This window comes from Streptomyces sp. NPDC050145 (assembly GCF_044460245.1).
Taxonomy (GTDB): Bacteria; Actinomycetota; Actinomycetes; order Streptomycetales; family Streptomycetaceae; genus Streptomyces.
The window spans coordinates 1-18,804 of sequence record NZ_JBITJS010000034.1 but is presented as its reverse complement, the minus strand read 5'-3'; the positions used below and the strand labels follow the sequence as shown (position 1 = coordinate 18,804).

The 18,804-nt window shown below is 73.9% G+C and carries 19 protein-coding genes; 14 read left to right on the top strand and 5 right to left on the bottom strand.

Annotated features, from left to right (window positions below; genetic code table 11):
- Positions 1 to 95: 95 nt before the first annotated feature.
- The 4 genes from ACIBTU_RS38920 (at position 96) to ACIBTU_RS38905 (ending at position 3,378) form a co-directional block, all read left to right on the top strand.
- Positions 96 to 791 carry a DNA polymerase ligase N-terminal domain-containing protein gene (locus tag ACIBTU_RS38920; RefSeq protein WP_399131518.1) on the top strand — a complete coding sequence of 232 codons (696 nt, stop codon included), beginning with the start codon at positions 96 to 98 and terminating at the stop codon, positions 789 to 791.
- A gap of 3 nt (positions 792 to 794) precedes the next feature.
- Positions 795 to 1,430 (top strand): endonuclease, encoded by a 636-nt coding sequence (locus ACIBTU_RS38915; protein ID WP_399131517.1) that lies wholly within the window; start codon positions 795 to 797, stop codon positions 1,428 to 1,430.
- Positions 1,427 to 2,371 carry a non-homologous end-joining DNA ligase gene (gene ligD / locus ACIBTU_RS38910; RefSeq protein ID WP_399131516.1) on the top strand — a complete coding sequence of 315 codons (945 nt, stop codon included), beginning with the start codon at positions 1,427 to 1,429 and terminating at the stop codon, positions 2,369 to 2,371. Before ACIBTU_RS38915 ends, ligD begins: the two co-directional genes overlap by 4 nt.
- A gap of 119 nt (positions 2,372 to 2,490) precedes the next feature.
- The gene (locus ACIBTU_RS38905; protein WP_399131515.1) at positions 2,491 to 3,378 is read left to right on the top strand and encodes a hypothetical protein; all 888 of its coding nucleotides are present in this window, start codon (positions 2,491 to 2,493) and stop codon (positions 3,376 to 3,378) included.
- Positions 3,379 to 3,442: 64 nt separating this feature from the next.
- Here ACIBTU_RS38905 and ACIBTU_RS38900 read toward each other — a convergent pair whose 3' ends face one another.
- Entirely contained in the window at positions 3,443 to 4,120 is a 678-nt protein-coding gene (locus ACIBTU_RS38900; protein WP_399131514.1) for a GntR family transcriptional regulator, read from the bottom strand.
- A gap of 190 nt (positions 4,121 to 4,310) precedes the next feature.
- On the opposite strand from ACIBTU_RS38900, the gene ACIBTU_RS38895 reads away from it, so the two are divergent.
- The 5 genes from ACIBTU_RS38895 to ACIBTU_RS38875 all read left to right on the top strand — a co-directional run bounded on the left by ACIBTU_RS38895 (position 4,311) and on the right by ACIBTU_RS38875 (position 10,421).
- Positions 4,311 to 5,768, top strand: coding sequence for a malonyl-CoA decarboxylase domain-containing protein (locus ACIBTU_RS38895; protein WP_399131513.1), 1,458 nt, complete (start codon positions 4,311 to 4,313; stop codon positions 5,766 to 5,768).
- Between the two features lie 17 nt (positions 5,769 to 5,785).
- A complete protein-coding gene (locus tag ACIBTU_RS38890) occupies positions 5,786 to 7,330 on the top strand; it encodes an AMP-binding protein (protein ID WP_399131512.1) in 1,545 nt (514 codons plus the stop codon).
- A gap of 67 nt (positions 7,331 to 7,397) precedes the next feature.
- Positions 7,398 to 8,294 carry a universal stress protein gene (locus tag ACIBTU_RS38885; protein WP_399131511.1) on the top strand — a complete coding sequence of 299 codons (897 nt, stop codon included), beginning with the start codon at positions 7,398 to 7,400 and terminating at the stop codon, positions 8,292 to 8,294.
- A 172-nt stretch (positions 8,295 to 8,466) separates the two neighbouring features.
- Positions 8,467 to 9,555 carry an alcohol dehydrogenase catalytic domain-containing protein gene (locus ACIBTU_RS38880; protein ID WP_399131510.1) on the top strand — a complete coding sequence of 363 codons (1,089 nt, stop codon included), beginning with the start codon at positions 8,467 to 8,469 and terminating at the stop codon, positions 9,553 to 9,555.
- Positions 9,552 to 10,421: a universal stress protein gene (locus ACIBTU_RS38875; protein ID WP_399131509.1), complete on the top strand. Its 870-nt coding sequence runs from the start codon at positions 9,552 to 9,554 to the stop codon at positions 10,419 to 10,421. Before ACIBTU_RS38880 ends, ACIBTU_RS38875 begins: the two co-directional genes overlap by 4 nt.
- A gap of 17 nt (positions 10,422 to 10,438) precedes the next feature.
- Here ACIBTU_RS38875 and ACIBTU_RS38870 read toward each other — a convergent pair whose 3' ends face one another.
- Both ACIBTU_RS38870 and ACIBTU_RS38865 read right to left on the bottom strand, forming a co-directional pair.
- Positions 10,439 to 11,149 carry a response regulator gene (locus ACIBTU_RS38870; RefSeq protein ID WP_399131508.1) on the bottom strand — a complete coding sequence of 237 codons (711 nt, stop codon included), beginning with the start codon at positions 11,147 to 11,149 and terminating at the stop codon, positions 10,439 to 10,441.
- A gap of 115 nt (positions 11,150 to 11,264) precedes the next feature.
- A complete protein-coding gene (locus ACIBTU_RS38865) occupies positions 11,265 to 11,909 on the bottom strand; it encodes a CBS domain-containing protein (protein ID WP_399131507.1) in 645 nt (214 codons plus the stop codon).
- Positions 11,910 to 12,076: 167 nt separating this feature from the next.
- Between ACIBTU_RS38865 and ACIBTU_RS38860 the strand changes: the two genes are divergently transcribed.
- The gene (locus tag ACIBTU_RS38860; RefSeq protein ID WP_399131506.1) at positions 12,077 to 12,547 is read left to right on the top strand and encodes a Crp/Fnr family transcriptional regulator; all 471 of its coding nucleotides are present in this window, start codon (positions 12,077 to 12,079) and stop codon (positions 12,545 to 12,547) included.
- 18 nt (positions 12,548 to 12,565) lie between these two features.
- Here the strand turns inward: ACIBTU_RS38860 and ACIBTU_RS38855 are convergent, their stop codons facing one another.
- The gene (locus ACIBTU_RS38855) at positions 12,566 to 13,174 is read right to left on the bottom strand and encodes a hypothetical protein (RefSeq protein ID WP_399131505.1); all 609 of its coding nucleotides are present in this window, start codon (positions 13,172 to 13,174) and stop codon (positions 12,566 to 12,568) included.
- Between the two features lie 260 nt (positions 13,175 to 13,434).
- Here ACIBTU_RS38855 and ACIBTU_RS38850 point away from each other — a divergent pair, with 260 nt between their 5' ends.
- The 3 genes from ACIBTU_RS38850 to ACIBTU_RS38840 all read left to right on the top strand — a co-directional run bounded on the left by ACIBTU_RS38850 (position 13,435) and on the right by ACIBTU_RS38840 (position 17,042).
- Complete coding sequence (locus ACIBTU_RS38850; protein WP_399131504.1) at positions 13,435 to 14,367, top strand: universal stress protein; 933 nt, start codon at positions 13,435 to 13,437, stop codon at positions 14,365 to 14,367.
- Positions 14,364 to 15,209, top strand: a complete 846-nt coding sequence (locus ACIBTU_RS38845; protein WP_399131503.1) for a universal stress protein — start codon at positions 14,364 to 14,366, stop codon at positions 15,207 to 15,209. Before ACIBTU_RS38850 ends, ACIBTU_RS38845 begins: the two co-directional genes overlap by 4 nt.
- A gap of 105 nt (positions 15,210 to 15,314) precedes the next feature.
- Complete coding sequence (locus ACIBTU_RS38840) at positions 15,315 to 17,042, top strand: GAF domain-containing protein (protein ID WP_399131502.1); 1,728 nt, start codon at positions 15,315 to 15,317, stop codon at positions 17,040 to 17,042.
- A 13-nt stretch (positions 17,043 to 17,055) separates the two neighbouring features.
- Here ACIBTU_RS38840 and ACIBTU_RS38835 read toward each other — a convergent pair whose 3' ends face one another.
- Positions 17,056 to 17,976, bottom strand: coding sequence for an NAD-dependent protein deacetylase (locus ACIBTU_RS38835; RefSeq protein ID WP_399131501.1), 921 nt, complete (start codon positions 17,974 to 17,976; stop codon positions 17,056 to 17,058).
- Between the two features lie 295 nt (positions 17,977 to 18,271).
- Here ACIBTU_RS38835 and ACIBTU_RS38830 point away from each other — a divergent pair.
- Positions 18,272 to 18,804 (top strand): transporter substrate-binding domain-containing protein (locus ACIBTU_RS38830; RefSeq protein ID WP_399131500.1); only part of this gene is annotated, 533 nt, incomplete at its 3' end.

Genomic DNA, 18,804 nt, shown 5'->3' with positions numbered 1-18,804 from the left:
GGATGCGCAGGCCGTGGCCCCGTCGGGCGTGCCGCGGGCGATCACGGGTACTCGGACGCCGGTCCGGCCCGGTGGCCCGCAGGGAGGAGAACGCCGTGACGCAGAAGGACGGCCGCGACGGTCTGCGGACCTACCGCGACAAGCGGCACTTCGACCGGACGAGCGAACCGCGAGGCGATCAGCAGGCCCGCGGCGATCAGTCAGGCCTCGGCGAGCGGAAGGGTACGGCGACGGCCGGGGGCAGCGAACCGGCGTTCGTGGTGCAGATCCACGACGCGCGCACCATGCACTTCGACTTCCGCCTGGAGGTCGACGGCGTGCTCAGGTCCTGGTCCGTCCCCAAAGGCCCCTCCACCGACCCGCACGACAAGCGGCTCGCCGTCCCCACCGAGGACCACCCGCTCGCCTACCAGGACTTCGAGGGCGTGATCGCCCGGGGAGAGTACGGCGGGGGCACCGTGATGGTCTGGGACCGGGGCACGTACCGGCCCACCAGCCACGACCGCGAGGACCGGCCCGTGCCGTTCGCCGAGGCGCTCGACCACGGCCACGCCACCTTCGAACTGCACGGCGGCAAGCTGCACGGCCAGTACGCCCTCACCCGCTTCCACAGCCGCGAGGAGCGCGAGGGTGCGAGCGGCGCGAGACCGACGTGGCTGCTCGTGCGTACCGGAACCGGGCGCGGCGGGGGCGGCACCCCCGACCCGCACCGCGCCCGCTCGGCGCGCAGCGGCCGCACCCTGCGCCAGATCGCCGAAGCACCCGACGCCGAGACCTGGGACCCGGACTGAGTCATGACGCGAACCACGAACGCCCGGCGGAAGGCGATGCGCGCCCTGCTCGACGAGCACGGCCGGACGTACGCCGCCGAAGCGGGCATCCGCCTCAAGGACACCCCGCAGCCGCTGTACCGCACCCTGGTGCTCGCGACGCTGCTCAGCACCCGCATCCGCGCCTCCGTCGGAGTGGCGACCGCGCGCGCCCTGTACGACGCCGGGCTGCGCGACCCGCGCCGGATGGCCGACGCCACCTGGCAGCAGCGCGTCGACGCCCTCGGTGAAGGCGGCTACCGCCGCTACGACGAACGCACCGCCACCCAACTCGGCGACGGCGCACGCCTGTTGCTCGACGACTGCGGCGGAGACCTGCGCAGGCTGCGCGAACGGGCCGACGGCGACGCCGACGCGCTGCGCACCTCGCTGCGCGGCCGCACCCCGGGACTCGGCCCCACCGGAGCCGACATCTTCCTGCGCGAAGTGCAGGACGTCTGGCCCGAGTTCGCCCCCTACCTCGACGCCAAGGCCCTCCAGGGCGCCGAACGCCGGGGCCTGCCGAAGGACCCCGCCGCGCTCGTCCGGCTCGCCGGCGACACCCCGTACGCCGAACTCGCCGCGGCACTGGTGCGGGCCGCACTGGAGGTGAAGCGATGACCCGGAACCGGACGAGCCGACTGCGCGTGGGCGACCGCACGGTCACCCTGCACCGGCAGGGGAAGGAACTGCTGCCGGCCGGCGCGTCGGGGGCGGGCGGCGGCCCGGAGGTGACCAAGGGCGACCTCGTCACGTACTACCGGGAGATCGCCCCGCACATGCTCCCGCACCTGCGCGGCCGCCCCTTGATGCTGGAACGGCTCCCGGACGGTCTCGACGGTGAGCGGATCATGCAGAAGAACGTCCCCGCGTACTTCCCGGACTGGATCCACCGGTTCGAGGTCGACAAGGAGGGCGGCACCGTCCTGCACGCGCTGTGCGACGACACCGCGACGCTCGTCTACCTCGCGGACCAGGCGGCCGTCACCCTGCACCGCTGGCAGTCCCGGGCGCCGCACCTGGACCGCCCGGACCGCCTCGTGTTCGACCTCGATCCGCCGGGGGAGGGCGACTTCGAGGCCGTCCGCTCCGCCGCCCACCACGTACACGATCTTCTGGACGCCGTGGGACTCGCCTCCGGCGTCATGACGACCGGCTCGCGCGGACTGCACGTCGTCGCGGTCCTGAGGGGCCGGCAGACCTTCGACGAGGTGCGTGACTTCGCCAAGGACGCCGCCGACATCCTCGCCGCGGCCCACCCCGACGACCTCACCACCGCCCAGCGCAAGGAGGACCGGGGCGATCGGCTCTACCTCGACGTGCAGCGCAACGGGTACGCGCAGACCGCCGTGGTCCCGTACACGGTGCGGGCGAGGCCGGGCGGCCCGGTCGCCACACCGTTCGCGTGGAGCCGGCTCGACGACCCGGAGCTGACGGCCCGGCGATGGACGGTCGAGAACGCCCTCGACCAGGCCCGCACGGACCCGTGGGCCGGTCTGGCCCGCAAGGGGCGGGCGATCGGCCCGGCGGCGCGGAAACTCGCCGAGCTGCGCGAGAGTTAAGGCGCTCCAGCCCAGGCGCTTCAGTTGAGGCGCTCCGCACTCTATGGAACGAACCCCGCTAGTGGCACGATATGCGTACAAACTGTACCGACGGTCGGTACATGTTTCCTGGGGCACCCATGAACGTCCAGCTCCACCTCCGACTCCTCGCCGCGGCGGCCTCCACCGGACTGGCCCTCACCGCGTGCGGGAGCTCCGGCGGCACCGCACACGCACCGGCATCGCCGTCCGCCCCACCGGACACGCCGGTCTCCTCGTCCTCGTCCTCGTCACCGCGCTCCGCCGCCGCGCCCGCCCCGCCGGGATCGACGACGGGCCTCGCGCCGCAGACGTACACACCGCAGACCTACAAGCCCACGGCCCTGCCCGAGCCGAGGACCCGGACCGCGCACGCGTCCGGCCTCGGCCGGCTCCAGCCGCTGTGGCCGTTCACCTCTCTCGCCCAGGCTCGGGCCTGGGAGCGTGACTACCGCTCAGGAGGCCATCAGCCCTGGCACCTCGACCCCGACCTGACCGCCCTCGCCTTCACCCAGGGCTACCTGGGCTTCCACGACATCGGCCGCGTCTCCTCGCACCATGTCTACGGGCGGCACGCCCACATCGGCGTCGGCCTGAGCACGCCCAAGGGCATCACCGGCACCGCCGCGGTCATCCACCTCGTGCGCTACGGCATGGGCCGCGACGCCCCCTGGGAGGTCGTCGGCACCGACGACACGACGTTCTCCCTGACCCTGCCCGCGTACGGCGCGACCGTGCGCTCCCCGGTCCTGACCGGCGGACGGATCACCGGCGTGGACGAGAGCATCCGCGTCCACGTCCGCCAGCCGGCGTCGAAGGCGCCGATCGGCACGGCCTGCTGCGTCGCGGCGGGCGGCAAGAACCAGCCCTGGAAGGAGCGGGTGTCCTACCGCGGTGCCACGAATCGGGTCCTGACGGTCGTCGCCACCACCGGTGGCCACGTCGCCGAGGTCGAACGCTTCACGGTCACGGCGGTACACCCCGGCTGAGCGCCGAAGGTCGCTCGACCACCGTCCCCGAACCCGTTCGGGGACGGTGGAGGCGCATCGCCGCTCAGCCGGCCTCGCGCGCCGGTTCCGTCAACTGCCGCCAGGTCCGCACCAGTTGGCTGAACTCCTTGACCTGGACCAGGACGTGATCGCGCGCCGCGTTCTCCGCCGTCTCGGCGTCGCCGCGCGTGACGGCGTCGGCGATCGCGCGGTGTTCGGCCAGGGAGCGGCGCATACGGTCCGGGACGCGCAGCTGAAGGCGGCGGTACGGCTGGAGCGCGCGCTTCAGGGCGTGGGCCTGCTGCCGCAGGTACTCGTTGCCGCAGGAGTCGTAGACGATGCCGTGGAACCGGGCGTTGGCGTAGTAGTACGGGTCCGCCTCGCCCGCCGCCGCGTGGCGCTCGCACTCGAGCAGCGCGCGCTCGAGCTCCTCCAGGGCCTCCCGGTCGATGCTCCGGGCGGCGAGCCGCGCCGCCATCCCCTCCAGCTCGGCCATGACCTCGAAGCGCTCGGCCAGCTCGGAGACGCTCAGCTCGGTGACGTACGTGCCCTGCTTGGGGCGGATCTGTACGAGGCCCGAGCGCTCCAGAGCCTGGAGGGCCTCGCGGATCGGCGTACGGGAGCAGCCGAACTCCTCCTCCAGGCGTGCGGGATCCAGCCGCTCGCCGGGACGGTAGTGACCGTCGACGACAGCGTTCTCGAGCGCGTCCCGCACGCGCTGGGACTCCGGGACCCGGGCCATGTGCACCTCCGAGCGGTCAGGTTATCCGGGCGGGCAGGGGGTGGTGCTCATGCCCTGATGTGTCTTACGGTGGCGCTGTTATATATATCGCCCGCCCTCATGGATTTCATGCTGAGGGCAGGCGAGGGCGATCGGGCGACGAGACGACGGCCGGGGCGCGCGCGACCTGAGACGTACGGAAGGTGCGGACATGGAACGTCACGACGGCTGGCTGCTGACCGACCTGTTCCAGGTGCTCGGGCGTCGGCGCGCCGCGTCCGCCCCCGGCGGGGAACCAGCCGCGCCACCGTCGGATCTTCCACTCGACTCCCCGCTGGACCAGCTGCTCGCCGCCTGCGAGGTCCTGATGAGCGACGTCGGCGAGGCCTCGATGCGCGCGGTCGCGACCCGCGCCCTCGCCGCCTACGACGCCCTCGACGACGACGGCAAGCGTGCCTTCTTCCGGCACGTCACCCGGACCTACGACGCCGACGCCGACCGGGTCCGCGCGGCCTTCCACCGCTGGGAGGTGGCCCGTGCCGCCGGATCGCGCGGTGAACAGGAGCTGGTCCGGCTCTTCGACGTGGTCGAACCGCCCCGCCAGCAGCTGCTGCGCCGTATGAACCACGCCCCCGACGCCACCCTCGCCCTCGTCGAGATGCGCGCCGACCTGCGCCGGCTGATGCGCCACGACCCCGAGCTGCGCCCCCTCGACCACGACTTCCACCACCTGCTCACCTCCTGGTTCAACCGCGGCTTCCTGCGCATGGCCGAGGTCACCGGAGACGCGCCCGGGGAGCTGCACGAGCACCTCATGCGGGGCGAGCAGGTCCACCCGATGGGGAGCGGGGCCGAACTACGCCGCCGCCTCGACCCCGAGGACCGTGCCGTCTACGCGTTCTTCCACCCGGCCACCGGAGACGTGCCGTTGATCTTCGTCGAGGTCGCCCTGGTGCGCGGCCTGCCCGACCGGATCGCACCGCTCCTGGATCCCGGCCCGGCCCTGAGGCCCACCGACGCCGACACGGCGGCCCTCTACTCGATCAACAACGCCCTGGACGGCCTCGCCGGAGTCTCCTTCGGCAGCTTCCTCATCAAGCAGGTCATCGAGCAGGTCGGCGAACAGCTCCCGCACCTGACCCAGTTCGCCACGCTCTCGCCGCTCCCCGGATTCCGGCGCTGGCTCGGCGAGCAGGCCGCACAGGACGCAGGGCTCGACGCTCTCGTACGGGAGCTGGACGCCCTGGAGGGGACGGCGGACCTCGCCGCGGCGGACACCGAGCGGATCCGCACCCGGCTCCTGCCCGCCCTGGCCCGGTACGTCGCCGTCGAGCGGCGCGCCGACGGACGCCCCCTCGACCCGGTCGCCCGCTTCCACCTGGGTAACGGAGCCGCCGCCTGGCAGTTGAACTGGCCGGCGAACGACTCCGCCGAGGCATGGCGGCAGTCGTACGGCGCGATGATCAACTACCGCTACGAGCCGGGGCAGCTGGAGCGCCGGCACGAGGACTTCGTCCGCCGCGGCACCGTCGCCCTCGGCGGCCCGCTCCGCGCCGCCTTCCCCGTCCCCGAAGCCCGTACTTCCGCAGCACCGATCCCCGCAGCACCCACTTCTTCCGCAGCACCGACTTCCGCAGCACCGACTTCCGTCGCTCCGAGCGATCGATGAGAGAGGAACACCGCCCGATGGCACTCCCCTTCACCACCGTCCACCGGTCCTTCGCCGAGCAGGTGGAGCGACGGCCCGACAAGGCGCTCTTCGAACTGCCCGACGGCCGGAAGATCACCTACCGCGAGACCGCCGACACCGTGGCCCGCATCGCCGCCCGGCTCGTCGCCGACGGCGTCACCCCCGGTGACCGGGTCGCCATGCAGGTGGACAAGTCCCCGGAGGCCATCGCCCTCTACCTGGCGACCCTGCGGATCGGCGGTGTCTTCCTGCCGCTCAACACCGCGTACACCGGCGCCGAGATGGAGTACTTCATCGGCGACGCCCGGCCGCGCGTGCTCGTCTGCTCCCCGCAGCGGCAGGCCGACCACGCCCACCGCGCGGGCCCGGACCTCGTCGTCGAGACCCTCGGCACCCAGGGCGACGGCACCCTCCTGGAGGGCGAGGGCCGGCACGACGAGGCCGTCGACGCCGCCGCCGACGACCCGGCGGCCATCCTCTACACCTCCGGCACCACCGGCCGCTCCAAGGGCGCCGTCCTGACCCACGGCAACCTCGCCTCCAACTGCGCGGCCCTCCTGGAGGCCTGGCGGTTCACCGACCGGGACCGGCTGATCCATGCCCTGCCGATCTTCCACGTCCACGGCCTCTTCGTCGCCGCGAACATGGCCCTGGTGGCCGGCGCCTCCCTGTACTACCTGCCGAAGTTCGACGCCGACACGGTCGTGGACCTGTTGCCCCGGGCCACGGTGCTCATGGGCGTGCCGACCTTCTACACGCGGATGGCCAGGCACGAGCGGCTCACCCCGGAGACCTGCGCGTCGATGCGGCTGTTCGTCTCCGGCTCCGCGCCGCTGCTCGCGAGCGACCACGAGGCCTTCGAGGCCCGTACCGGACACGCGATCCTCGAGCGTTACGGGATGACCGAGACCGGCATGAACACCACCAACCCGTACGAGGGCGGCCCGCGCAAGCCCGGCACCGTCGGCAGGCCGCTGCCCGGCACCGAGATCCGGGTCGTCGACGGTGAGAGCGGCGCGCCGCTGCCGGACGGCGAGGTCGGCAGCATCGAGGTGCGCGGCCCGAACGTCTTCAGCGGGTACTGGCAGATGCCGGAGAAGACCGCCGCCGAGTTCCGCGCGGACGGCTTCTTCATCACCGGCGACCTCGGCCGGATCGACGAGGACGGCTACCTCTGCATCGTCGGCCGGGGCAAGGACCTCGTCATCTCCGGCGGCTACAACATCTACCCCAAGGAGATCGAGGAACTGCTCGACGCCCACCCGGCCGTCCTGGAGTCCGCCGTGATCGGCGTCCCGCACCCGGACTTCGGCGAGACGGTGGTCGCCGTCGTCGTCCCGGCGCCCGGCCAGGAGCCCTCGGAGGCCGACCTGCTGAAGTGCGTCGCGGGCGACCTCGCCCGCTTCAAGCACCCGCGTGCCGTACGGATCGTCGAGGCGCTGCCCCGCAACGTGATGGGCAAGGTGCAGAAGGCCGAACTGCGCAAGCGGTACCAGGACCTGTTCGCGGGCCCGGACGCGCTCGGGACCGACCGGCCCTAGCCGCAGCCCGGCGGCGGTGCGAGCGTGGAAGGACGGGACGCCCCGCGACCGAGAGGCGGTGGGCCCGATGGAAGCTCCTCTGGTGGTGGGCGTCGACGGCTCCGAAGGGAGCCTGAGAGCGCTGGACTGGGCCGTCGACGAGGCGGCGCGGCACGGGCGGCCCCTGCAGATCGTGCACGCCTCGCTGTGGGAGCGGTACGAGGGCTCCGCACCGGACGGTGCGGGCGAGCGCCCCTGGGGCCAGGTCCTCGCCGAGAACATCGTCGGCGGAGCCGTGGAGCGGGCGCGTAACCGGTCCCGCGCCGTCACCGTCACCACGTATGTGGCCGGTGAGGACGCCGCGGGGGCGCTGCTGCGAGCGGGGCGGGCCGCCGCCGTCCTGATCGTGGGGTCGCGGGGGCGCAGCGAGATGGGCGACCTGCTGCTCGGGTCGGTCGGCCTGGTCGTTGCCGCCCGCTCCTCGTGCCCGGTCGTCGTCGTCCGCGGTGACCGCAGCGCCCGGGAAGCGCGGCACGACCGGATCCTGCTCGGCGTCGGTGAGCACGACACGGACTCCCCGGCCGTCCGCTTCGCCTTCCGCGAGGCGGCGGTCCGCAAGGCGGAGCTCGAGGCGGTCCACACCTGGCGCAAGCCCGCACACGAACCCGTCGACCACCCCCTCCTGACCCGGGACGAGGCCCCCTTCTTCGAACACCGCGCCGCGGAGACCCTGGACGGGGCGCTCGAAGCGGCGGTGTCCGCGCACCCCGAGGTACGCCTGCGCCGAAGCCTCGCGCAAGGTGCCCCGCACCGCGTCCTCACGGACCGGTCCGCCGCCGCCGACCTCCTGGTGCTCGGCGCCGGCCACCGCCATCACTGGGGCGGTCTCCAACTGGGCCGAGTCGCCCACCGCGCCCTGCACCACGCCGCGTGCCCCGTCGCGATCGTCCCGCAGCCTGCCCCGGACGACGCTCCGCCGTCATGACGTCTCCTTCGGCCGCGCCCCCACCCTGACCCCCGGCCGGAGCGCACGGCAGGGCCCGAGGGGGCCCGACCCGGGGGCCGACCGGCCCATGCGCCGCACACCGGGGCGGGAGCAGCCTGGACGGTGAGCGCCGTGGGAAACGGACCCGCGGACCGCGCGGAAGGCGATCGACATGAAGGCTCTCGTGTTCCAGGGCCCCGGAGAGGTCGCCTGGCAGAACGCACCCGACCCCGCAGTCCAGGACGCGACGGACGCGATCGTCCGCGTCGACGCCGTCACCCTCTGCGGAACGGACCTGCACATCGTCAAAGGGCACGTCCCCGATGTGGAGCCCGGCCGGATCCTCGGCCACGAGGCGGTCGGCACGGTCGTCGAGACCGGCGCCGACGTGCGCACCGTGCGCCCCGGCGACCGGGTCCTGATCTCCTGCGTGTCCTCGTGCGGCCGGTGCCGGTTCTGCCGCGAGCGGCGCTACGGCCAGTGCCGCGGCGGAGGCGGCTGGGTACTGGGCCACCTCGTCGACGGCACCCAGGCCGAGTACGTACGCGTCCCCTTCGCCGACCTGTCCGTGCACCCCCTGTCGAACGCGGTAGACAGCTTCGACGCCGTGCTGCTCGCGGACATCTTCCCCACCGCCTACGAGGTCGGCGTCCTCAACGGCCGCGTCCGCCCCGGCGACACCGTCGTCGTGGTCGGCGCCGGCCCCGTCGGTCTCGCCGCGATCCTCACCGCCCACCTCTACAGCCCCGGCCGGATCATCGCCGTGGACCTGGCGGCATCCCGCCTGGAGGCCGCGAGCCGGATGGGCGCGGACGCCGTCGTCGCCGCGGACGACGGACCCGAGGAACTCGTCGCCGAACTGACCGGCGGGCTCGGCGCCGATGTGGTCATGGAGGCGGTGGGTGCCCCCGAGACGTTCGAGATGTGCACGCGGATGGTCCGCCCCGGCGGCCGCGTCGCCAACATCGGCGTCCACGGCCGGCCCGTCGCGCTGCACCTGGAAGATCTGTGGATCAAGGACGTCACCATCACCACGGGCCTCGTCGACACCTGCTCGACCCCGATGCTGCTGAGCATGATGACAGCCGGCCGCCTCCCCACGGCGGACCTGGTCACGCACCGGTTCGCGCTCGGGCAGATGGAGGAGGCGTACGACGTCTTCGGGCGCGCTTCGGAGACCGGCGCGATCAAGGTCGCCCTGGGCGGCCCGCGGCACACCGAGCTCACGGCCACCCCGCTGCACGCCGGAGCGTCGTCATGACCACCGGCACCGGGCGCCGCACCGTCGTCGCCGCCGTCGACCCCGCCCGCACCGGCCGCCTCGCGACGGCGTGGGCCGCCGACGAGGCCCACCGGCGCGGCCTCCCGCTGCGCCTGGTCGTCGCCATGGAGCCGGCGCGCGACACCTGGCACGCCGTCGACGCCGCCCGGTACCGGGCACGGGCCGAGGCGAGGGCGGAGGCGCTGCGCCGGGCGGCCGACGGGGCCCGGGCCCGTCACCCCGGGCTGAATGTCAGCTCCGCACTGCTCCGCGGCGCCCCCGCGGCCGTCCTCGCGGGCCTCGCGCAGGAGGCAGCCCTGATGGTCCTCGGCTCGCGGCACCTCAGCCGCACCGAGGAGTTCCCCGACGCGGGCTCCCTCGTGGTCCCCGTCACCGCCCAGGCGCGCTGCCCCGTCGCCGTCGTGGGCGACGCGGAACACCGCACCCAGGAGTACCCGTACCTCGTCGTGGGCATCGACGGGAGCCCGTCCGCACAGAGCGCGCTCGCCCTGGCCTGCGAGGAGGCGGACCTCCGGGGCTGCCTGCTGCGCGCCGTCGCCGTCCGGCAGCCACCGCTGTTCCCCACGCGGCCGGAGGGCGCGTGGCTGGACGGCGAGCGGCTGCTGCTCGCGGAGGAGACCGCCCGCTGGGCCGAGAAGTACCCCGACATCACGATCACCCACGAGGTCCTGGCCGGTTCGCCCGTGGAACGGCTCGCGGAGTCCGCCGAACACGCCGTCGCCGTCGTCGTCGGACGCCGGGGCCGCGGCGGCTACACCGGCATGCGCCTCGGCTCCGTCGTGCACGGACTGCTGCACCGCGCGCACTGCCCCGTGATCACCGTGCCGGCCGAACCCGCCGGGTGACCCCGCGAACGGACCGCTCAGGCGTCGTCGGCGTGCTGAGGCCGGGCCTGCGCGTCACGGGCCTGCGTGGCGATCACGGCGGCCTGGACGCGGCGTTCGACGCTGAGTTTGCCGAGCAGGCGGGAGATGTGGTTCTTGACGGTCTTCTCGGAGAGGTAGAGGCGCTGGGCGATCTGCCGGTTGGTGAGTCCCTCGCCGATCAGGTCGAGGACCGAGCGTTCCCGGTCGGACAGGGCCGCGAGGCGGTCGTCGGCGGGCGGTTTCGCCGCGTCGGTGTCCCGCAGGGAGTGCATCAGGCGGGCGGTGGTCGCCGGATCCAGCATCGACTGGCCCGTCGCCACGGTGCGTACCGCCGAGACGAGGTCGGAGCCCTTGATCTGCTTGAGGACGTAGCCGGCGGCCCCGGCCATGATGGCGTCGAGCAGGGCGTCCTCGTCGTCGAACGACGTGAGCATCAGACAGGCCAGACCGGGCATCCGGGACCGCAGCTCCCGGCACACACCGATCCCGTCCCCGTCGGGCAGCCGTACGTCGAGGACGGCCACGTCGGGCGCGAGGGCGGGGCCCCGGGCGAGCGCCTGGCCGGCGGTGGAGGCCTCACCGACCACGTGCAGGTCGGGCTCGTCGTCGATCAGGTCGCGCAGGCCCCGGCGCACGACCTCGTGGTCGTCCACCAGGAAGACCCGGGTGGGCGGCCCCGCGGGAGCCGCTGCCGGCTGCTCGGTCATCGCGCCCCCTGAGATCGGAAACGGTCAGAAGGATCGGAACGGATCGGAACGGATCGGAACGGATCGGAACGGATCGGAACGGAACGGTGGCGTGCGCCCTCACGAGAATTCTCCGTCAGACGGCGCCTCCACGGGCGCCGAGGTCGACGTCGACGTCCACCACCCCCTCCACGGCCCGCACGGCGCGCGCGATCACCGGTGCCAGACCCCGGTCGGCGAGCGCGCCCCGCACCGTCGCCACACCCTCGTCGACGGTCACGGTCAGCCCGGTGAGGGCGTTCGAGGCGAGGACGGTGCGGCGGATCTCCGACGCGATCTCGCTGTCCTCGCGCAGGAACACCTTGAGCAGGTCGCTGCGGCTGCACACGCCCTCGAGCAGGCCGATGTCGCTCACCACCGGCAGGCGCTTCACCCGGCGCCGGGCCATGATCCGGGCGGCCTCGGCCAGGGTCGCGTCCGCCCGCACGGTCACCGCCGGGCTCGACATCAGCTCCCCGGCGCGCACGGCCCCCGCCTTCGCCGCCCCGGCGAACTCGTCCGGCCGCGGGTCCGTGCCCCGGAACGCCTCCTTGACCAGCAGATCGGCCTCCGAGACGACGCCGACGACGCGCCCCTCGCCGGCGAGCACCGGCAGGGCGCTCACCTTCCACTGGTCCAGGAGGGCGACGATCTCCTTGTACGGGGCGTTCTCGCCGATCGCCACGGCCGTGTGCGTCATGACGTCGCTGACCGTGTACCGCGCAGGGGGTCCGGCGGGCATCGGGGCCACCTCCTCGCTCTCCTTCCAGTCTCGCCCCGCAGGCCGCGGAGCGGGGAGGGATGCGGAGCGGAGAGGGCCGATCGGTCCGGGGAGGGGCCCACCGGGCCCCTCCCCGGAAGCCCGCGCGCTGCCCAGACTGAAGGCGGGCCCGACCCGAGGAGGCCGCCATGAGCGCACCGTCCCCCACTCGCATCGCCGCCGGCATGCCCGCCGACTGCCGCACCCGGCTCCTGGAGCTGGCCCGCGAGGCCGACTTCGACACGGGCGTCCGGCTCTTCAACGAGGGCGGACACGCCGACCGCTTCTGGATCGTGCGCTCGGGCACCGTCACCCTCGACGTCCACGTCCCCGGGCGCCGCCCGGCGGTCATCGAGCGGCTCGACGCCGGTGAACTGGTCGGCTGCTCCTGGCTGTTCAAGCCGTACGTCTGGCGGCTCGGCGCCGACGCGATGACGCCCGTACGGGCCTACGAGTTCGACGCTCCCGCCGTGCGACTGCTGATGGACGCGGACCCGCGCCTCGGCTCCGCCGTCGGCGCCTGGGTCGCCGACGTGCTCGCCCACCGGCTGTGGGCCGCCCGGGTCCGCCTGCTCGACCTGTACGCGCCCTACGGCAGCGGCGACCGCGACCGGCTCTGAGGCGCCGGGGCCGTGAGCTCAGCTCTCGCCAGGGCCCGGGCCCTGGCCGGGACCGGGGCGCAGCCGGCCCGACCACCCCGGCTCGACGTCCGCCCACTCGGCCTCCCAGGCCCGCGCACAGCACGCGTCCACCCTCCGCAGGCGCACCCGGACGAACGCGCCGGCGGTGAGCGCGACGACGCAGGAGGCGCCGACGCCGTACCCGATGGCGGCCATCGTGATGTCGGTGGTCCCGGGCGGGGCGTCGGCGGCGTTCCCGCGATCGTCCGTCCACGTCATGACGGTGTCGCCGGTGCGGGTGCCGGCGGACACCGGCACGGTCCCGGTGTGGACCCGGCCGGCGCGGTCGTGCCAGGTCGCCCGGGCGACGATGTCCGGGGCGCTCTCCGGCTGGGCCGCCGTCCGGTAGATCCGGGCCGACACCGTCGTCGCCGGCAGGAGATGGCGGTGCCGCGCGACCTCGGCGGCGGACCGTTGCCCCTCGTGCCAGGCGGTCCCGCCCGCCGTCGCACCGCAGACCACCGCCAGCAGGCACACCGGCACGAGGGCGGAGCGCAGCCGGGCCCGCGTGCGGTCCGCCTTCCGCAGCAGCGGATTGGGCGGGTCGGGTGTCGTCCGTCGCCACATGGTGCGCCTCCGCACTCGCTCGTGCCGTCGCGGCGCGTCGCCCGCGAGACACCCCCTCGTACGGTTCCGGTCCCGTCGGGGCCGGTCATCCCAGCCTCGGCCGTCCGCCGGGCCGCGCAGCAGGGCCGGGCAGGCCTCTTTGGGGACCGAACGGCCCATGCCCAGCGCGGCGGGGGAGGTGCGAGCGTGGAAGGTGTCGTTCCCCGAGGGCCGCGGGGGGCCGCGGGGGCGAGCCCGGACGGTTCCCCCGAGGAGGAGCCATGGACAGCGAGGACCGTGTGAAACCCCGGCTCGGAGACGTCTTCGCAGGGGTCGACGGGTCCCCTTCGGCACGCGCCGCGGCGCTGTGGGCGGCCGCGGAGGCCGTCCGGCGGGAGCGCCCCCTGCACCTCGTCCACGCGGCCGACACCGACCGGCGCTCGCTCTACACCGACGCCGACACCCTCCAGGACGTACGGGAGGCCGGCCGCGACCTGCTCGTCGAGCTCGCCGAGGCGGTCGGCGCCGAACACCCGGGTCTCGTCGTCACCCGCGAACTGAGCCGCCAGGAGCCGGTGGCCGCCCTGCGCGCCGCGGCGGGCCGCCACGGCACCGTCGTCGTCGGCCACCGCGGCCTGGGCGGATTCGCGGCCCTGATGCTGGGTTCCGTCGGCCTCGGGGTGGCGGCCCGCGCCGAAGGGCCCGTCGTCGTCGTACGAGGAGCGGGGGACCGCCCGCGGCACGCCTCCGTGACCGCGGCCGTGCACGACGCGGAGGACCTCGACTGGCTGCTGCTCGCCGCGGCGGAGGCCGAGGCGCGCAAGGCCGTGCTGCGGCTCGTGAGCGTCTGGAACGTGTTCACCCACGTGGGAGACGTCGCCACGATGCTCGACGACCTCGACGGCACCGCCAGGAAGCGCGTGCACGCCCTGAAGGACCTGGCCGACCAGGTCCGCGAGGTCTACCCGGACCTCGTCGTCCGCCACCACGTGGAACCCGGGACGAGCACCCCCGGCATCCTCGTGCAGGCCAGTGACCACACCGATCTGATCGTGATGGGCAGGGGCGGCCGCCGCCTCGGCGTCGGACCCGCCCTGGGCCGCGTGGCCCACTCCCTGATCCACCACGCCGATTGCCCCGTGCAGATCGTGCCGCACACGGCCGCCCCGCCCGCCCCGCCGCACTCCCTGCCGACCGGCGGCGAGGGCCCATGAACGAGGTCCTGGTCGGTGTCGACCCCTGGGAACTGTCCGTCCCCGCCCTGCTCTGGGCAGCCGACGAAGCCGCCTGGCGCGGCCTGCGGCTGCACCTGGTCTGCGCGGTGCCGCCCGTCCACGATCACCTCCTGTACGACGCGGTCAACCACGGCGCCGCCCTGCACATCCGGGCCGGCGCCGCGCTCGCCGACGCCGAGGACCTGGTCCGTGACCTGCACCCGGGTCCCTCGCCCGTGACGGAACTCGTCGACGGGCCGCCGGCCGCCGTCCTGGGCGAACGGGCCGCCGGCGCAGCGCTCACCGTGGTGGGATCGCGCCGCCTGGGCCGCGTCGCGGAGGTCCTCGCCGGGAGCTCGGTCGCCCTGCCGCTGATCACGGGCGCCGACGCCCCCGTCGCCGTCGTGTCGTCCCCGGAGCACGCCGTGGACCATCCGCCCACCGTGGTCGTCGGCGTCGACGGCAGCGTGTCCTGCCGGGCCGCCGTCGCCTTCGCCGTGGAGGAGGCCGTCCTGCGCGGCGCGCGGCTGCACGCGGTGTGGGTCTGGCCCCGGCCGGTGTTCGCCGAGGGCGACGACGCGACGGGCCACGCCGGCCAGCGGGCGCTCGCCGAAGCGGTCGCCGGGCAGGCCGACCGGCACCCGGACCTGAAGATCACCCAGGAGATCCTGCGCGGACACCCGGTCGAGCAGCTCGCCGTGGCCGCCCACGCGTCCCTGGCGCTCGTCGTCGGCCGCCGCGGCGGGGGCGGCTTCACCGCCCTGCGGCTCGGATCGACCGCTCACGGCCTGCTGCACCACGCCGAATGCCCCCTGGTCGTCGTACCCCCACCCGGTTCCTGAGCCGGGCCGCGGACACCTGCGAGTGGTGCGGCGATCCACCGGCCTGGCTACCGTGGGAGGCGGCAGGGAGCATCAGCGGCCGATGCCGTAGCGCCGGAGGAACCGATGGGCCGGGAGAACAACGAATTCGCCGAGGGGCGGCTTCCGCGCCTGCGCCTGGACGAACTCCTCGAGGAACTTCAGGCACACATCGACGAGGTGCGGGGCACCCGCGAGCGCCTCGACGGACTCCTCGACGCCGTGATGTCCGTCGGCCGGGGCCTCGACCTGCCGCAGGTGCTGAGCGGCATCGTGGAGGCGGCGGTCGTCCTCGTCGACGCCGAGTACGGCGCCCTGGGCGTCATCGGCGACGACAACAAGCTCTCCGCCTTCCTGCCGGTCGGCATCGACGACGAGCTCCACCGGCGGATCGGCGAGCTGCCCTCCGGGCACGGCATCCTCGGCGAGCTCATCCGGCACCCGCACCCGCTGCGCCTCGCCGAACTGGCCGCCCACCCCGCCTCGTACGGGTTCCCGCCCCACCACCCGCCGATGCACGCCTTCCTGGGCGTCCCGATCCGGGTCCGCGACGAGGTGTTCGGCAACCTGTACCTGACGGAGAAGCGCGGCGGCGTGGAGTTCGACGCGGAGGACCAGGCCGTCCTGACCACCCTCGCCGTCGCCGCGGGCATCGCCATCGAGAACGCCCGCCTCTACGAGGAAGGACGGCTGCGTCAACGCTGGCTGGCCGCCAGCACCGAGTTCACCAGCGCGCTGCTCTCCGGGGCGCAGGAGAACGAGGTGCTCGGCAGCATGGTGGACCGTGCCGTGGACATCGCCGACGCCGACATCGGGGTCTTCTACATGGTCGGGCCGGGCGGCGAGCTGCGCGGGTCGCTGGCCCACGGGGAGGGCTCCGAGGTCCACGACGGTGTCGTCCTGCCCAGCAGCGCCGGCACGCTCGCCTCTGCCGCGCTCGCCCAGCAGGGCCTCGTCACGGTCGTGGACGTGGAACATGACGACCGGGTCACCGTGCAGCCCGAGCGGTGGCGCGGCTTCGGCCCCGCCGTCGCCGTCCCCGTCGGGACGAAGGAACGGCTCAGCGGCGTGCTGATCCTTGCCCGGCGCAGCGGGCGGCCCCCCTTCTCGGTCGTGGAGACCACGGCGCTGCCCGCCTTCGTCGGGCAGGCGGCGATCGCCCTCGAACTGGCCGACCGGCGGCGCGACGCCGAGCAGGTCAGCCTCCTCGAGGACCGCGACCGGATCGCCCGCGACCTGCACGATCTCGCCATCCAGAGGCTCTTTGCCACGGGCATGACCCTGCAGAGCGCCCGGCGTTTCGTCGAGCATCCCGAGGCCGTGCACCGGCTGTCCCGGGCCATCGACGACCTCGACGCCACCATCAAGATCATCAGGGCCACCATCTTCGGCCTGCGGGAGCACGAGCGCGCCGGGGTCGCACCGAAACTGCGCAGCCGCATCGTCAAGGCGGTCGAGACGGCCGCGGCGGCCCTCGGCTACGCCCCGGCCCTGCGCATGGAGGGACTGCTCGACACGGACGTACCGGCGCAGACGGCCGAGGAGGTCGTCGCCGTCATCGGCGAGGCGCTCACGAACGTGGCCCGGCACGCGGAGTCCCGGCGGGCCGAGGTGTCGGTGGTCGCCGAGGCGGGCGTCCTGACGGTCGCGGTGAGCGACGAGGGCGTCGGCATCCCGCCGGGCGTCGTGCGCAGCGGCCTGCGGAACCTGGCGGAGCGGGCCGAGCGCCTGGGCGGCGAACTGTCGGTCACGGCGCGGGGAGAACACGGCGGCACGCTGCTCGAATGGCGCGTACCGCTGCGGGCCGGGGCCTAGGGGTGCCCGAGGCTCAGGGGGCGTCCGGGACCGCCACCGTCTCCTCCGGCGTGTCCAGGGGGACGCCCAGGCGGGCGGCCGCGGCGGGCAGGGCCTCGCCCAGGGGGAGGGCGATCCGGGTGTGGGCGTGGGTGTCGCCGCGGGTGGGGTCCCGGTTCACGATGAGCACCGGTGTGCCGGCCGCGGCCGCCTGACGGACGAACCGGAGCCCGGACATCACCGTCAGCGAGGAACCCAGGACCAGCAGGGACGTGGCCGCACGGACCAGCTCGCGGCACTGCTCGACCCGCCGCGGCGGAACCGGCTCGCCGAAGAACACCACGTCCGGCTTGAGGACGCCGCCGCAGGCCGCGCACGGCGCCACCCGGAAGTCGCCGACCTGCTCGTCGGTGAGGTCGGCGTCGCCGTCCGGGTTGATCGCCGCGGCCACCGGGGCGAAGCCGGGGTTGGCCTCCTCCAGGCGCCGGGTCAGCTCGTTCCGCGGGCTGAACGTGCCGCAGGACAGGCAGACGATCCGGTCCAGGCTCCCGTGCAGCTCGACGACCTCCGTGCTGCCGGCGGCCTGGTGCAGCCCGTCGACGTTCTGCGTGATCGTCCCCGAGAGCAGCCCGTGCCGCCCGAACGCGGCCACGGCCCGGTGCCCCGGATTGGGCCGGGCCCGGACGAAGGTCCGCCGCCCGAGATGACTGCGCGCCCAGTACCGGCGCCGGGCCCCGGCGCTCGCCGTGAAGTCCTGGTAGGTCATCGGCGTGTGCCGGCTGAGACTGCCGCCCTCGCCCCGGTAGTCGGGGATCCCGGACTGCGTGGAGATCCCGGCGCCGCTGAGCACGAGGACCCCGCCGGTGCCGAGCACGTCGACGAGCGGGGCCAGGTCCGTGGTGCCCGGCGGCAGATCGTCGGGCGGAGTCCAGTGCAGTGTGGGGCGCGTGCGCATGCGGCCAGGGTACGGAACCGGCCGGGGCCCACCCCGTCTCGGTTGAAGAATATTCAGCTGCCAGGTCTATGCATGGATCCATTCCCGGAATAGCCTGACGGCGCTCTCCCCACCCCAGCGAGAGTGTCCACCGCCGCGTTCCGCTCGACGCGGCCCCTCGCCCTGCATCGGATCTGCATCGGGCCTGCCGACGTGCCCGCGAGCACGACGGCACCCCTCACGCATCACCGTCCCCGTTCCAAGGCCTCGAGGCGCCCTCCCTCGACGCCTTCTTGTCCCGCAGGAGGAATCCCAGATGAACGCACAGACCGCCCGTCGCGCGGCCGGCGCCAGATCCCGGCTGTTCGCGGCCGGTGCCGTCGCCGTAGCAGGCGCACTCCTGCTGACCGGCTGCGGTGACCAGACCGGGAGCGGGAACGACGACGCCAAGGCCGCCGGAGGGTCGAAGAGCGCGCCGTTGGCCGACAAGCTCCCCAAGGAGATCCGGGACAAGGGCGTCGTCCGGGTCGGCTCGGATCTCGCCTACGCGCCGGTGGAGTTCAAGGACAAGTCGGGCAACGCGATCGGGATCGACCCCGACATCGCGGCCGCGATGGGCAAGCAGCTCGGCGTGAAGTTCGAGTTCGAGAACGGCACGTTCGACGCCCTGGTCACCGGTCTGCGCTCGAACCGCTACGACATCGCCATGTCGGCCATGACGGACACCAAGGACCGCCAGGAGGGTGTCGACTCGGACACCGGCAAGAAGGTCGGCGAGGGCGTCGACTTCGTCGACTACTTCAACGCGGGCGTCTCGATCTACACCCCGAAGGGCAAGACCCAGGGCAT

Bases quoted from the DNA above. Each gene is read 5' to 3' on its own strand.
- ACIBTU_RS38915 (WP_399131517.1), top strand. From the start codon at position 795: ATGACGCGAACCACGAACGCCCGGCGGAAGGCGATGCGCGCCCTGCTC.
- ligD (WP_399131516.1), top strand. From the start codon at position 1,427: ATGACCCGGAACCGGACGAGCCGACTGCGCGTGGGCGACCGCACGGTC.
- ACIBTU_RS38905 (WP_399131515.1), top strand. From the start codon at position 2,491: ATGAACGTCCAGCTCCACCTCCGACTCCTCGCCGCGGCGGCCTCCACC.
- ACIBTU_RS38900 (WP_399131514.1), bottom strand. From the start codon at position 4,120: ATGGCCCGGGTCCCGGAGTCCCAGCGCGTGCGGGACGCGCTCGAGAAC.
- ACIBTU_RS38895 (WP_399131513.1), top strand. From the start codon at position 4,311: ATGGAACGTCACGACGGCTGGCTGCTGACCGACCTGTTCCAGGTGCTC.
- ACIBTU_RS38890 (WP_399131512.1), top strand. From the start codon at position 5,786: ATGGCACTCCCCTTCACCACCGTCCACCGGTCCTTCGCCGAGCAGGTG.
- ACIBTU_RS38885 (WP_399131511.1), top strand. From the start codon at position 7,398: ATGGAAGCTCCTCTGGTGGTGGGCGTCGACGGCTCCGAAGGGAGCCTG.
- ACIBTU_RS38880 (WP_399131510.1), top strand. From the start codon at position 8,467: ATGAAGGCTCTCGTGTTCCAGGGCCCCGGAGAGGTCGCCTGGCAGAAC.
- ACIBTU_RS38875 (WP_399131509.1), top strand. From the start codon at position 9,552: ATGACCACCGGCACCGGGCGCCGCACCGTCGTCGCCGCCGTCGACCCC.
- ACIBTU_RS38870 (WP_399131508.1), bottom strand. From the start codon at position 11,149: ATGACCGAGCAGCCGGCAGCGGCTCCCGCGGGGCCGCCCACCCGGGTC.
- ACIBTU_RS38865 (WP_399131507.1), bottom strand. From the start codon at position 11,909: ATGCCCGCCGGACCCCCTGCGCGGTACACGGTCAGCGACGTCATGACG.
- ACIBTU_RS38860 (WP_399131506.1), top strand. From the start codon at position 12,077: ATGAGCGCACCGTCCCCCACTCGCATCGCCGCCGGCATGCCCGCCGAC.
- ACIBTU_RS38855 (WP_399131505.1), bottom strand. From the start codon at position 13,174: ATGTGGCGACGGACGACACCCGACCCGCCCAATCCGCTGCTGCGGAAG.
- ACIBTU_RS38850 (WP_399131504.1), top strand. From the start codon at position 13,435: ATGGACAGCGAGGACCGTGTGAAACCCCGGCTCGGAGACGTCTTCGCA.
- ACIBTU_RS38845 (WP_399131503.1), top strand. From the start codon at position 14,364: ATGAACGAGGTCCTGGTCGGTGTCGACCCCTGGGAACTGTCCGTCCCC.
- ACIBTU_RS38840 (WP_399131502.1), top strand. From the start codon at position 15,315: ATGGGCCGGGAGAACAACGAATTCGCCGAGGGGCGGCTTCCGCGCCTG.
- ACIBTU_RS38835 (WP_399131501.1), bottom strand. From the start codon at position 17,976: ATGCGCACGCGCCCCACACTGCACTGGACTCCGCCCGACGATCTGCCG.